The organism is Arthrobacter sp. 01L42 (assembly GCF_056400005.1).
Genome location: NZ_JBFTSL010000001.1, coordinates 143,478 through 156,641 on the forward strand (window position 1 = coordinate 143,478; position 13,164 = coordinate 156,641).

At 67.0% G+C, this 13,164-nt stretch carries 11 protein-coding genes; 6 read left to right on the top strand and 5 right to left on the bottom strand.

Annotation, left to right across the window (positions count from 1 at the left end):
* The first annotated feature begins 6 nt into the window (after positions 1–6).
* Together AC1DN2_RS00610 and rsrA are read left to right on the top strand one after the other, a co-directional pair.
* Complete coding sequence (locus tag AC1DN2_RS00610; protein WP_476848819.1) at positions 7–759, top strand: sigma-70 family RNA polymerase sigma factor; 753 nt, start codon at positions 7–9, stop codon at positions 757–759.
* A complete protein-coding gene (gene rsrA, locus AC1DN2_RS00615) occupies positions 756–1,016 on the top strand; it encodes a mycothiol system anti-sigma-R factor (protein ID WP_018775287.1) in 261 nt (86 codons plus the stop codon). The genes AC1DN2_RS00610 and rsrA overlap by 4 nt, the downstream gene beginning before the upstream one ends.
* A gap of 97 nt (positions 1,017–1,113) precedes the next feature.
* Here the strand turns inward: rsrA and AC1DN2_RS00620 are convergent, their stop codons facing one another.
* The 5 genes from AC1DN2_RS00620 to AC1DN2_RS00640 all read right to left on the bottom strand — a co-directional run bounded on the left by AC1DN2_RS00620 (position 1,114) and on the right by AC1DN2_RS00640 (position 7,434).
* Complete coding sequence (locus AC1DN2_RS00620; RefSeq protein WP_104061284.1) at positions 1,114–1,188, bottom strand: 50S ribosomal protein bL37; 75 nt, start codon at positions 1,186–1,188, stop codon at positions 1,114–1,116.
* Positions 1,189–1,302: 114 nt separating this feature from the next.
* Positions 1,303–1,941: a PadR family transcriptional regulator gene (locus AC1DN2_RS00625; protein WP_476848820.1), complete on the bottom strand. Its 639-nt coding sequence runs from the start codon at positions 1,939–1,941 to the stop codon at positions 1,303–1,305.
* Complete coding sequence (locus tag AC1DN2_RS00630; protein WP_476848821.1) at positions 1,941–2,768, bottom strand: DUF4097 family beta strand repeat-containing protein; 828 nt, start codon at positions 2,766–2,768, stop codon at positions 1,941–1,943. The genes AC1DN2_RS00625 and AC1DN2_RS00630 overlap by 1 nt, the downstream gene beginning before the upstream one ends.
* Positions 2,769–2,918: 150 nt before the next feature.
* Positions 2,919–3,518: a GDSL-type esterase/lipase family protein gene (locus AC1DN2_RS00635; RefSeq protein WP_079553040.1), complete on the bottom strand. Its 600-nt coding sequence runs from the start codon at positions 3,516–3,518 to the stop codon at positions 2,919–2,921.
* A 112-nt stretch (positions 3,519–3,630) separates the two neighbouring features.
* On the bottom strand, positions 3,631–7,434 hold the full coding sequence (locus AC1DN2_RS00640) for a multifunctional oxoglutarate decarboxylase/oxoglutarate dehydrogenase thiamine pyrophosphate-binding subunit/dihydrolipoyllysine-residue succinyltransferase subunit (RefSeq protein WP_476848822.1): 3,804 nt from the start codon (positions 7,432–7,434) through the stop codon (positions 3,631–3,633).
* Positions 7,435–7,787: 353 nt separating this feature from the next.
* Between AC1DN2_RS00640 and AC1DN2_RS00645 the strand changes: the two genes are divergently transcribed.
* From AC1DN2_RS00645 to AC1DN2_RS00660, 4 genes are all read left to right on the top strand, one after another.
* The gene (locus AC1DN2_RS00645) at positions 7,788–9,266 is read left to right on the top strand and encodes a GuaB1 family IMP dehydrogenase-related protein (protein ID WP_476848823.1); all 1,479 of its coding nucleotides are present in this window, start codon (positions 7,788–7,790) and stop codon (positions 9,264–9,266) included.
* A gap of 318 nt (positions 9,267–9,584) precedes the next feature.
* On the top strand, positions 9,585–10,922 hold the full coding sequence (locus AC1DN2_RS00650; protein WP_476848824.1) for a hemolysin family protein: 1,338 nt from the start codon (positions 9,585–9,587) through the stop codon (positions 10,920–10,922).
* Positions 10,919–11,983 (top strand): hemolysin family protein, encoded by a 1,065-nt coding sequence (locus AC1DN2_RS00655; RefSeq protein WP_459385219.1) that lies wholly within the window; start codon positions 10,919–10,921, stop codon positions 11,981–11,983. Before AC1DN2_RS00650 ends, AC1DN2_RS00655 begins: the two co-directional genes overlap by 4 nt.
* Before the next feature lie 178 nt (positions 11,984–12,161).
* A complete protein-coding gene (locus tag AC1DN2_RS00660) occupies positions 12,162–13,136 on the top strand; it encodes a metal ABC transporter solute-binding protein, Zn/Mn family (RefSeq protein WP_476848825.1) in 975 nt (324 codons plus the stop codon).
* The last annotated feature ends 28 nt before the right edge of the window (positions 13,137–13,164 follow it).

Sequence of the window (13,164 nt, forward strand, 5' to 3'; positions counted from 1 at the left end):
AACGCAATGAGCACCATGGACCCGGCCGTTGCGGCCATGCACGAGGTTGCCGGAAACGACGCCACGCCCACCAAGACACCTGATGCTGGCACGCCCGCCGCTTTGGAGACCGAGGTGGACGGGAAGCCCCTTGATGTCTCCACCGAATCCGCGGAAGAGCGCCGGGCGCGCTTTGAGCGTGACGCCATGCAGTACGTGGACCAGCTGTATTCGGCGGCCATGAGGATGGCCCGGAACCCCTCCGACGCCGAGGACCTGGTCCAGGAGGCGTATACGAAGGCGTTTTCCGCGTTCCACCAGTACAAGCCCGGAACCAATCTGAAGGCCTGGCTGTACCGCATCCTCACCAACACGTACATCAACCTGTACCGGAAGCGCCAGCGCGAGCCGCTGCAGTCGAATTCGGACACCATTGAGGACTGGCAGCTGGCCCGCGCCGAGTCGCATACGTCCTCGGGACTGCGTTCGGCGGAGGCTGAGGCCCTTGACCACCTGCCCGATTCGGATGTGAAGCGCGCCCTCCAGTCGATTCCGGAGGAATTCCGGCTGGCCGTGTACTTCGCCGACGTCGAGGGTTTCGCGTACAAGGAAATTTCGGACATCATGAACACCCCCATCGGGACCGTCATGTCGCGGCTGCACCGCGGCCGGAAGATGCTGCGGGACATGCTGGCGGACTATGCCGCCGAACGAGGATTCAGGGCCGCCACCGAGTCAAGCGCCGCGGCCGACAGCAACAAACAGGAGAACAGGAAATGAGCGACTGCCAGGGACTGGGCGATTGCGATGACGCCCGGATGCAACGTATCTATGAATATCTGGATGGTGCGCTCACGCGTGCAGACATCGCAGAGATCAAGGACCACCTGGACAGTTGCCCGGAGTGCCTGGAGCAGTACGACCTCGAATGTGTCATCCGCGTGATGGTCAAGCGTTCGTGTACCGAAGCAGCTCCGGAAAACCTCAAGAACTCCATCCTGGACCGGATTCACTCGATCCGGACTGTGGAAGCCTGAGCCGGACTGTGGAAGCCTGAGCCGACATAAACGAATGACCCCGGAATCCGTGAGGATTCCGGGGTCATTCGTCTAAAGCTGTCATTCCAAGCTTTGCTTAGGCGTTGGGGCGCTTACCGTGGTTCGCGCCGCCACGCTTACGGTCACGACGTTTACGTGCACGTTTGCTCATAGCTGGCCTCCTTAATCTTGGTACTCAAAAGAGCTGCCCTCAAGTCTCCCACATCGCGGCACCCGCCGCGAACCGGAGGCCCGTGCTACGCGCCGTGGCCGGTCGGTCCCGGCCTCAGCCCTCCAACGAATTTCGGATCGAGATCCGGGCCTGGTCCAGCACGGTCCTGACCGTTTCGAGCGTGACGGCGGTGACCGGACGGCTCCCGGCATGACGCCGCAGTTCCACCCGCATGTCGTCGCGGAACGCCTGCACCAGCATTTCCGCCTCCTTCAGCCGCCGTTCGCCCTCCGGGGAGTACCACGGGCTTCCCGCGGCGCCGGCAGTGCCCGTCCCGCCGGCAGAACCGGCGGCGCGGGCCGAGGTCCGGGCCGCCTCGGCCGTGGCCGCAAGGTCGGCCCGGAGGCCGCGCATGTTGACGCGGATGTCCTGGCGCAGGTTGTCGGCGAGCCGGCGGACCGACGCCGAGATGTCGTTCTCGACGCCGGCGAGTTCGTCCCGCCGGCGGTTCAGTTCCGTGAGGCCGGCCGGAGTGATGCTGTAGTTGGTGCGGCGGCCTTCCGTCCGGGTGGCGACGAGCCCTTCCTCTTCAAGCTTGCCCAGGCGCGGGTAGATGGTCCCGGCACTGGGGGAGTACGTTCCGCCGAAACGCTCGCTGAGCGCCTTGATCAGCTCGTAGCCGTGCTTGGGGCCCGATTCGAGCAGGGCGAGCAGGTACAGCCGCAGCGCCCCGTGGGCGAAGACGGGAGGCATCAGAGAGCCGTTTCGGTGTCCGGGCTGGGCTGGCCGTGGAAGAGCGACGTCTTTCCCGAGACCGAGTTGGTCCGGACCAGCATCAGCTTGGCGTCCGGTCCCGCGATGGTCTGCACCGTGCCGCCGGGCTGGGCGTACCTCGTGTCATCGATGACCACCGCGCCGCTGGCGGACTTGGCAACGATGTCCACCCCGACGTCGTGCGGCAGCCGGATGGTGACGTCGCCGGAGACCGAATTGGCGCCAAAGTCATGGGTGAAGCCGTGCAGGTCGAAGTTCAGGTCGCCGCTGACGGTGTTCGCCCGGATGTTGCTGAATTCGCCCGAGGCCGTCACCTCGCCGGAGACGCTCTTGGCGGTCAGGACGCCGCGGTGGTTGCGGGCAATCACCTCGCCGCTGACCGTGTTGACGGACAGGTTCCCGGCGGTGCCGTCGGCCAGCACGGACCCCGAGACGGTGTTGAGCCGGGTGTGGCCGCTGAGCCCGGAAACCATGCCGTCGCCGCTCACCGTCCCGGCCTCGACCTCGACGCCGGCCGGCAGGGCGATGCTGATGACCACCGAGTTGCTGCTGCCGTTGTTGACGGTGCTCATCAGGTTCTTGAACCAGCCCTGCGGGCCGTGCAGCTGGTGGCGGACTTCCAGGCGGCCGTTGACGATCGAAACCGACAGCGGATCGCCTTCGATTTCCGAGACCTCGATCCTGGCAACGTCCTCGTCATGGGTGACGATGTCGAAGCGGCCGCGGACAATCCCGAGTTTGAGGGAGTGGACGCCGTCGACGTCGATGGTCTGCGGGCCGGTCACGGTCCACGTGTTCTCTGACATGGTTCCTCCGGAAGGGCGAAAGGGCTGGGGCAACTAACGATATATCGCGACTATGAAGTCACGATATATCGCGCTTGCCGGCAGGTCAAGATATATCGCGAAATCCCTGGAGGGTGGGGTCCCGGCGCGGCCGGTTGCCTGCTTGCCCGCCTATTCCGGGGTGTCCAGGCCCAGCCACTGGAACCAGCCGCGGTGCAGCACGAGCCAGGCCATGAGGCCATAGCCGGCCTGGCCGGGCGTGCCGCCGTTGGCCGCGAGGTCCTGGCGCCACTGCTCGTGGTTCAGCAGCGGCGAGAACGTGTCGACATAGAGGTGCTTCCGGCGCGTCGTGACGTCGGCGAAGGCGGTGTTGAGCTCGCCGAGCCTGCGGTTCTGCGCGGGGTCAAGCGTGGGCGGCGGGCCCACGACGAAGACCTCGATCTTGTTCTGGGAGGCGGAGTCCAGGATGTTGGCCAGGTTCAGGCGGCTGCGGGCCGTGGACAGGCCGAACTCAATGTCGCGTCCTGACAGGCCGATCACCAGGCGGTTTTCGTGGTGGTTGCCGAAGCGCCGGCCCGCCTCCTCAAGCCAGCGGGCCGCAATGCCCTCGGTGCCCTCTTCAGGGCATGGCAGGGAGTAGCACTCCAGGGCGACGCTGTCCTGCGGCGTGCGGGCCAGGACCCGGCCCAGCCAGCCCAAGGCGCGCGGATCACCAAGCCCAGCCAACAGCTCGTCCCCAACGGCTGCGATCCGCAGCTTCCGATCTTCCACGACTACCTCTTCACTTCAACGCTGTCCATCAAGCTGACCACTAATAGTCCATTAAACAGAACCGCCCGGCCGGAGTGTTGTTGTTTCAGTCTCCGGCCGGGCAGCAATGCCGCTATTTACGAGCGAATGCCTGCTTGAGCAGGGCGTCCTGTTCTGCCGCGTGGCGCTTCATCGACCCTGCCGCGGTGGAGGCCGAGGCGGGGCGGGAGATGAGGCGGACCCGGCGGTCCAGGGCGTCCGGCAGGTTCAGGCCGATGAACGGCCACGGACCCTGGTTGGCCGGTTCGTCCTGCGCCCAGACCACTTCGGCGTTCGGGTACTTGGCCAGCTCCGCGGCGATCTCGTCGGCCGGCAGCGGGTACAGCTGCTCGACGCGGACGATCGCCGTGGTCTTGTTCTCGGTCTTCTGCCGGGTGGACAGCAGATCGTAGTACAGGCGCCCGGAGACCAGCAGCACGCGTTCGACGGCGTCGGCCTGCAGCTGCGCGTGTTCCGGAATGACCGGGCGGAACGAGCCGGTGGTGAAGTCCTCCACGGAGGACGCTGCGGCCTTGAGGCGGAGCAGCTGCTTGGGCGTGAAGATGATGAGCGGCTTGCGCGGCCTGCTGTACGCCTGGCGGCGCAGCAGGTGGAAGTGCGAGGCCGACGTCGTGGGGTTGGCGACGATCATGTTCTCTTCGGCGCACATCTGCAGGAAGCGCTCGATGCGGGCGGAGGAGTGGTCCGGACCCTGGCCCTCGTAGCCGTGCGGCAGCATGAGGACCAGCGAGGACCGCTGGCCCCATTTCTGCTCGGCCGAGGAGATGAACTCATCGATGATGGTTTGCGCGCCGTTGACGAAGTCACCGAACTGCGCTTCCCAGAGCACCAACGCATCCGGGCGTTCCACCGAGTACCCGTATTCGAAGCCCATGGCGGCGTATTCGGAGAGCAGTGAATCGTAGATCCACAGCTTCGCCTGGTCATCCGAGAGGTGGGACAGCGGAAGCCACTCGTCGCCGTTGGCGCGGTCGTGGAAGACGGCGTGGCGCTGCACGAAGGTGCCGCGGCGCGAGTCCTGGCCGGCGAGCCGGACGGGGACGCCTTCCATGATGAGCGAACCGAACGCGGCCAGTTCACCGAAGCCCCAGTCGATGCCGCCTTCACGGGACATCGCCTCACGCTTCTCCAGCAGCTGCTTGAGCTTGGCGTGGACGGTGAAGCCGTCCGGGATATCGGTGTGGGCCTTGCCGATGCGGGCCAGGGTCTCCGCGGAGATCGCGGTGGATACCGGCGCGCTGACGCCGGAATCGGACTGCTGGGCCATCGGGCGTTCCAGGTCCGACACCGCGGCCGAATCGGCCGTGATGATCGGGATCGGGGACGTCTGGGCCGCGTGGGTTTCCGCGAAGACGCGTTCCAGGCGTTCCTGGTAGTCCCGCAGCAGCTGCTCGGCTTCTTCCTCGGTGATGTCACCGCGGCCGATCAGTGATTCGGTGTACAGCTTGCGGACCGAGCGCTTGGCCTCGATCAGGTTGTACATCAGCGGCTGGGTCATCGAGGGGTCATCGCCCTCGTTGTGGCCGCGACGGCGGTAGCAGACCATGTCGATGACAACGTCCTTGTGGAAACGCTGACGGAACTCGTAGGCAAGCTGCCCGATGCGGACCACGGCCTCCGGGTCGTCGCCGTTCACGTGGAACACCGGTGCCTGGATCATCTTGGCGACGTCCGTGGAGTACGTGGAGGAACGCGAGGACGACGGTGCGGTGGTGAAGCCGACCTGGTTGTTGACCACGATGTGGATGGTGCCGCCGGTGCGGTACCCGCGCAGCTGGGAGAGGTTGAGCGTTTCCGCGACCACACCCTGGCCCGCGAAGGCGGCGTCGCCGTGCACCATGATCGGCAGCACGGGGAACGCCTCGCCCTGGTCCAGGCGGTCCTGCTTGGCACGGACGATCCCTTCGAGGACGGAATCGACGGCCTCGAGGTGGGACGGGTTCGCGGCGAGGTAGACCTTGGTCTCCTTGCCGTTGTCCGAGGTGAAGGTGCCTTCGGTGCCCAGGTGGTACTTGACGTCGCCGGAGCCCTGCACGGAGCGCGGGTCCTGGGTGCCTTCGAATTCGCGGAAGACCTGCGCGTAGGTCTTGCCCGCGATGTTGGTCAGCACGTTGAGCCGGCCGCGGTGGGCCATGCCGATCGCCACTTCGTCGAGTTCGTCGTCGGCGGCGTCGGAGATGATCGCGTCCAGCAGCGGGATCAGGGACTCGCCGCCCTCGAGCGAGAAGCGCTTCTGGCCGACGAACTTCGTCTGCAGGAAGGTCTCGAAGGCCTCGGCGGCGTTGAGCTTGGAGACGATGCGCAGCTGCTCGTCGCGGCTCGGCTTCGAGTACGGGTGCTCCAGCTGGTCCTGGAACCACTTGCGCTCGGCCGGGTCCTGGATGTGCATGTATTCGATGCCGGCGGTGCGGCAGTAGGCATCACGGAGGACGCCGAGGATGTCGCGGAACTTGAGCATCGGCCTGCCGCCGAAGCCGCCGGTGGGCCACTCGCGGTCCAGGTCCCACAGGGTCAGGCCGTAGGTCAGGACGTCGAGGTCCGGGTGCTTGCGCTGGACGTACTCGAGCGGATCGGTGTCCGCCATGAGGTGGCCGCGCACGCGGTAGGCGTGGATCAGCTGCTGGATCCGGGCGACCTTGTTGATCTCGTCGGCCGGGTCCACCTGCAGGTCGGGGCTCCAGCGCACGGGCTCGTAGGGGATACGCAGGGACTCGAAGATCTCGTCGTAGAAGTTCTGCGCGCCCAGCAGCAGCTGGTGCACGAGCTTGAGGAACTCGCCGCTGCCGGCACCCTGGATGACGCGGTGGTCATAGGTGGAGGTCAGCGTGAGGACCTTGCTGATCGCGTTCTGCGCGATGATCTTCTCGCTGGCACCCTGGAACTCGGCCGGGTAGTCCAGTGCGCCGACGCCGATGATGGCGGCCTGGCCCTTGGACAGACGCGGGACCGAGTGGACGGTGCCGATGCCACCGGGGTTGGTCAGGGACACGGTGGTGCCGGAGTGGTCGTCCGCGGTCAGCTTGCCGTTGCGGGCACGCTTGATCAGGTCCTCGTAGGTGTGCCAGAACTCGGAGAAGTTGAGGGTCTCCGCCTTCTTGATGTTCGGGACCATGAGCAGGCGGGTGCCGTCGGGCTTGGGCATGTCGATCGCGATGCCGAAGTTCACGTGCGCCGGCTGGACAGCCACCGGCTTGCCGTCGATCTCGTCGTAGTAGACGTTCATCGACGGGAACTGGGACAGGGCGCGGATGACGGCGTAGCCGATCAGGTGCGTGAAGGAGACCTTGCCGCCGCGGGCGCGGGCCAGGTTGGAGTTGATGACCACACGGTTGTCGATCAGGAGCTTCGCCGGGATGGCGCGGACGCTCGTGGCGGTCGGCACTTCCAGGCTGGTGACCATGTTAGAGGCGATCGCCTTGGCCGGACCGCGCAGGACCGAGACGACGTCTTCTTCGGGAGCCGTCGGGGCCTTGAGGTTCTTGGGCAGCTGCGCCGGGATCGGCGCGGTGCCGGGGCCGGCGTCGGAAGTCTTGGAGCCGTCCCGGGCGACGGTGGCCGGGGCTTTCTTGGCGGCGGGCGCAGCCGGTGCGGGAGCGGCCGTGGCGGCGGGAGCTGCGGGGGCGGCAGGCGCAGGTGCTGCCGGAGCGGCGGCGGGCGCTACAACGGGAAGTTCACGGGTGGCAGGATGCACAGCTGTCGCGGTGCCGGACGTTCCGTTGGCGGGAGAGGCGTCACTAGCTTCAAAGGATTCGAACAGGGGCCACCACTTGGAGTCGACCGTGTTCTTGTCCTGCTGGTAACGCTCATACAGTTCGTCAACGAGCCACTCGTTTCCGCCAAATTCCTCTGGTAGACGGTGGCTAGGCTGCTCTGGCACTTGAAATACGCCTCTTCCGTGAGTTTGATTCCCTCTGGCTTCCACGGTGCCTCGGCACAACGATTGAGCCAGTCTCTGCGTCCAGTGAACCCAGACCCATGCCAGTCTAGTGAGGATTCTTGCCAAACCGCCAATAAGCGTGACCCAAATCATGATCCGCCCCGGCAGCCGCCGAATTGCGGTGAAGAAGAGTTGCAGAATCGGCCCCGGATGCGGCCCACATGCGGTGCCCTGCGCGAGGCCGGACGCGGTGCCGGACGCGGTGCCGGCCCTGCCGGAAACCGCCCTAGAATGCAGTGAGAACCCGTTTGTCGCCGACGGTGCCAGCTGCGGGTGCCAGCAAAGGAGCAGCAGTGCGTTTCCTGAATGAGCCCACCACCGATCTGACCTACTCGGACCTCTTCCTGGTCCCGTCCCGGTCCGATGTCACCTCCCGCCTGGACGTCGACCTCGCGGCCGACGACGGGACCGGCTCCGCGATCCCGCTGGTGGCGGCGAACATGACGGCGGTCACGGGGAAGCGGATGGCCGAGACCATGGCCCGCCGTGGCGGCCTTGGAGTCCTGCCGCAGGACGTCCCGCTCGACGTCATCCGTGACGTCACGGCCTGGATCAAGGGACGCCACCCGGTCCTGGAAACCCCCGTCACGCTCGCGCCCACGGACACCGTCATTGATGCCCTCCACCTGATGGGCAAGCGGCCGCACGGGGCCGTTGTGGTCGTGGACGACTCCGGCGCGGTCACCGGTGTTGTCCGGGCCGCCGACTGCGAGGGCCAGGATCGTTTCGCATCACTGGCCTCCGTCATCCGCCACCAGCCGCTGGTGCTCGACGCCGGACCGCTCGCCGGCGGATTGTTCGGGGGCGGGTCGACGGCCGATGCTGCGCAGGCCCTCCGCCGCGCCTTTGAAGCGATGGACGCCGCCGGAACCGACTACGCACCGGTGCAGCAGGACGGGGTCCTGGCCGGCGTGCTCACCCGTAAGGGCGCCCTGCGCTCCACGCTCTACCGGCCGTCCCTGGACGACGACGGCAGGCTGAAGGTCGCTGCCGCCGTCGGAATCAACGGCGACGTGGCCGGGCGGGCCGCCGAATTGCTGGCGGCCGGCGTCAACGTGCTGGTCCTCGACACCGCGCACGGGCACCAGCAGAAAATGTTCGACGCCCTCGCCGCCGTGAAGGGTCTCAACCCCGGCGTGCCGGTGGTCGCCGGCAACGTCGTCACCGGCGATGCCACGCGTGAACTCATCGAGGCCGGGGCGGACATCGTCAAGGTCGGGGTGGGCCCCGGCGCCATGTGCACCACGCGCATGATGACGGCCGTGGGCCGCCCCCAGTTCAGTGCCGTCCTGGAATGCTCCGCCGCGGCCCGGGAAGCCGGCGGCCGGGTATGGGCCGACGGCGGGGTCCGCTACCCGCGCGACGTCGCCCTGGCCCTGGCCGCCGGGGCCAGCCAGGTCATGATCGGCTCCTGGTTTGCCGGTACTCACGAGAGCCCCGGGGACCTGCAGCTCGACGCCTCGGGCCGGCAGTACAAGGAGAGCTTCGGCATGGCGTCCGCCCGGGCGGTGCAGAACCGCAACCAACGCGAGGGCGCCTTCGAAAAGGACCGCAAGGCCCTCTTCGAGGAGGGCATCTCCACCTCCCGCATGTACGTCGATGCGGCCCGGCCCGGCGTTGAGGACCTGCTGGACATGATCACCGCGGGCCTGCGCAGTTCCATGAGCTACGCCGGCGCTGCCGATCTCGCCGCTTTCCGGGAACGCGCCGTGGCAGGCATCCAGTCGGCGGCCGGGTACGAGGAGGGCCGGCCCGTCCCGCAGAGCTGGTGAACCCGGCGCGGCCGGTGACGCGGGCGGTCCGGGGCTGGCAGCGGTTGCTCCTGTAGACTGAAATTCTTATGGACAGTAAATCTAGGTGCCGGCCTGGGGGCTGTCAGCGGAGTACGGAAACCGTTCCCGCCCAGTCCACCCGCAGAGCCGGCAAACCCCGTTCACGCGCCCATCACTCTCCGGCCGCACGCCATTCCGGAGCTATCCAGGAAACAGGGTCGGCCGCCGCCGACCATCCTCCGCCAGGCCGGGCTTTCCCGCATTTGCGTCCCCTGACGCGGCACGTGCCATGCGTTGCTGCGGAAGCAGGCCGCTGACATGGAATGGCTACTCCTCGCAGCAGGCCTCCTGCTCATCCTCGGCACCGGCTTCTTTGTCGCCGTGGAATTTTCCCTGGTCGCCCTGGACCAGGCCACCGTGCAGCGCGCCGTTGACACCGGCGACACCGCCGCCGAGCCGTTGCTCAGATGTCTCAAGTCACTCTCCACCCAGCTTTCCAGCTGCCAGCTGGGCATCACCATGACCACGCTGCTGACCGGCTATGTCATGGAACCGTCCGTGGGCAAGCTGCTCGAAGGCCCGCTCACCGCGCTCGGCGTCCCGCCCGCGGCGGCTGCCTCGCTGTCCCTGGTCCTGGCAATGGCGGTGGCCACCCTGCTCTCCATGGTGATCGGCGAACTGGTGCCCAAGAACATGGCCATCGCGCTGTCCTTCCCGATCGGCAAGGCCGTGGCCCGGCCCCAGCTGGTGTTCACCGCCATCTTCAAGCCCGCCATCGTGGTGCTCAACGGCTTCTCCAACAAGGTCCTCAACGTTTTCGGCCTGGAGGCCAAGGAAGAAATCTCCGGCGCCCGCACCCCGGCCGAGCTGGCCTCGCTTGTGCGCCGCTCCGCGGCCATGGGCACCCTCGACGCCGGAACGGCCAACTTCATCGCCCGAACCCTGAAGTTCTCCGGGCGGACCGCCGCGGACGTCATGACCCCCCGCATCCGCGTGGAGACCATCGACGCCGACCAGCCGGTCTCAGATATCGTCGAGGCCGCCAAGCGCACCGGATACTCCCGGTTCCCCGTGATCGGCGAGTCCTCCGATGACATCCGCGGCGTGGTCCACATCAAGAAGGCCATTGCCGTGCCCGCGGACCGCCGCGCCAAGCTGCAGGCGGGGGCCATCATGACCGACGTGCTCCGGGTCCCCGAAACCATCCACCTGGACGCCCTCCTCGCCGAACTTCGCGAGGGCAACCTGCAACTGGCCGTGGTCCTGGATGAATACGGTGGAACCGCCGGCATCACCACGCTGGAGGACCTCGTGGAGGAAATCGTCGGGGAAGTGGCCGATGAGCATGACAAGGTCCGGCCCGGCCTGCTCCAAAGCGCCTCGGGGGACTGGTACTTCCCGGGCCTGCTCCGGCCCGATGAACTCTCCGAACAGATCCCGGGCCTGACCGTGCCCGACGAGGCTGCCTACGAAACGGTGGGAGGCTACGTCATGAGCCAGCTCGGCCGCATCGCGGCAGTCGGCGACACGGTCGACGTCGTCGGCGGGACACTCAGCGTGACCCGCATGGACGGCCGCCGGATCGACCGGATCTGTTTCCGGCCCGTCCGGGTGTCCGGCGACGGCCAGCCCGCCAGCCAGGCAGGTGCCGCGTGAGCGACTGGGCCGGAATCCTCTGGCTTGCGTTCCTCCTGGTGGGCAACGCCTTCTTCGTGGCCGCCGAATTCGCCGTCATGTCGGCCCGCCGGAGCCAGATCGAGCCGCTGGCCGAGGCGGGTTCGAAGCGCGCGCAGACCACCCTGCGGGCGATGGAAAACGTTTCCCTCATGCTCGCCTGCGCCCAGCTCGGCATCACCGTCTGCTCGCTGCTGATCCTGCAGGTGGCCGAGCCCGCGATCCACCACCTCCTGGCCGTGCCGCTGGAAGCGGCGGGCGTCCCCGAGGAGGTCGCAAACATTGTGGCCTTCGCCGTCGCCCTGCTGTTGGTGACGTTCCTGCACGTCACATTCGGCGAAATGGTGCCCAAGAACATTTCCGTGTCCGTCGCGGACAAGGCTGCGCTGCTGCTGGCGCCGCCGCTGATGTTCATCGGGCGGCTCGTCAAGCCCGTCATTGCGGCGCTTAACTGGTCCGCGAACCACATCCTGAAGCTGATGCGGATTGAGCCGAAGGACGAGGTGACCTCCACCTTCACTCTTGAAGAAGTGCAGTCGATCGTGCAGGAATCCACCCGCCACGGACTCGTGGACGACGACGCCGGACTCATCACCGGAGCGCTCGAGTTCTCCGAACACACCGCGTCCCGTGTGATGGTTCCGCTGGGCAAGCTCGTCATGCTCAAGGCGGCCACCACGCCGGTCGAATTCGAAAAGGCAGTGAGCCGGACCGGGTTCTCGCGCTTCCCGATGCTCGACGACGACGGCATGCTGGCCGGCTACCTCCACATCAAGGACGTGCTGTCCATCCCGGACGCCGGTTACCACCAGCCGATTGCGGAAAGCCGCATCCGGTCGCTGGCGAACCTCGCCATGGACGACGAAATCGAGCAGGCCATGTCCGTCATGCAGCGCACGGGCTCGCACCTGGCCCGCGTGATCGGACCCGATGGGCTGACCCAGGGAGTGCTGTTCCTCGAAGACGTGATCGAGCAGCTCGTCGGCGAAATCCGGGACGCGACGCAGGCCACCGGCTACCGCAGGCTGGGCCAGGACCAGTAGGGGGCAGCCCAATATCGGGCAGCCCAGTAACGGCCGGTCCAGTAACGGGCAGCCCAGCTGCGGCCGGGCACCGGCGGGGGCACGCCGTGTATCCCTAAATAGGAATGATTCCTATTTAGGGATACACTCGGGCTGTTGCTATTGCTCCTGATTCTCAATAACAGATCCGAGGTTTTCCGTGCGTCGTCCCGCTGCCCGAGTCCTGCTGGCTGGTCTTGCCGGCCTGGGCCTCCTGCTCACCGCGTGCAGTCCGACGTCCGGCAGCCCCCGGGGGACCGCGGGGGACGGCGTGGTCAACGTCGTCGCATCCACCAGCGTGTACGGCGACATCGTCTCCAGCATCGGCGGCGACAAGGTCCGGGTCAGCTCGATCATCAACCGCACCAGCCAGGACCCGCACTCCTACGAGGCCACCACGCAGGACAAGCTGGCCGTCTCCAAGGCCGAGCTGGTGGTGGAGAACGGCGGGGGATACGACGCCTTCATGGACACGCTGGCGACCGACACCGGCCTGGACCGCGGCAGCGTCATCAGCGCCGTGGATGTTTCAGGGCTTGTCTCCGAAAGCGCTGCCAGCGAAAGCCCGCCAGCGGCGAGCCCCGACTCCGCCGGCCACCCCCACGGGTCCACGGGGCTGAACGAACACGTCTGGTACAGCCTGCCTGCCATGTCCCGCCTCGCGGACGCCGTGGCCGAGAAGCTGGGCTCGCTGGAACCGGCCTCGGCGCAGACGTTCCGGAGCAACGCGGCGGCCTTCAAGGACTCGCTCGGCGGCCTGGAAACGAAGCTCGCCGCCATCAAGTCCTCGGCGGGCCACGCGCCCGTGGCCGTCACCGAGCCTGTACCGCTGTACCTGCTCGAGGACGCCGGACTGGAGAACGAGACCCCGGCCGAGTACACGGCGGCGATCGAGGAGGACGCCGACGTCCCGCCCGCCGTGCTCAAGACCACCGTCGATCTCGTGGCATCCCGGGGCGTCAGGCTGCTGGCCTACAATACCCAGACCGAGGGACCGCAGACGGCGGCGGTGAAAAAAGCCGCCGAGAACGCCGGCGTCCCGGTCGTGAACTTCAGCGAGACCCTCCCGGACGGCCAGTCCTACCTGCAGTGGATGACCGGAAACGTGGAGAGCATCGGCAAGGCCCTAGGATGATCGCAACAGCGGGAGCAGCCATCTCCGC

Coding starts and splice junctions, on each gene's coding strand:
- AC1DN2_RS00625 (WP_476848820.1), bottom strand. CDS start 1,941: ATGCCTCCCGTCTTCGCCCACGGGGCGCTGCGGCTGTACCTGCTCGCC.
- AC1DN2_RS00650 (WP_476848824.1), top strand. CDS start 9,585: ATGGAATGGCTACTCCTCGCAGCAGGCCTCCTGCTCATCCTCGGCACC.
- AC1DN2_RS00610 (WP_476848819.1), top strand. CDS start 7: ATGAGCACCATGGACCCGGCCGTTGCGGCCATGCACGAGGTTGCCGGA.
- AC1DN2_RS00630 (WP_476848821.1), bottom strand. CDS start 2,768: ATGTCAGAGAACACGTGGACCGTGACCGGCCCGCAGACCATCGACGTC.
- rsrA (WP_018775287.1), top strand. CDS start 756: ATGAGCGACTGCCAGGGACTGGGCGATTGCGATGACGCCCGGATGCAA.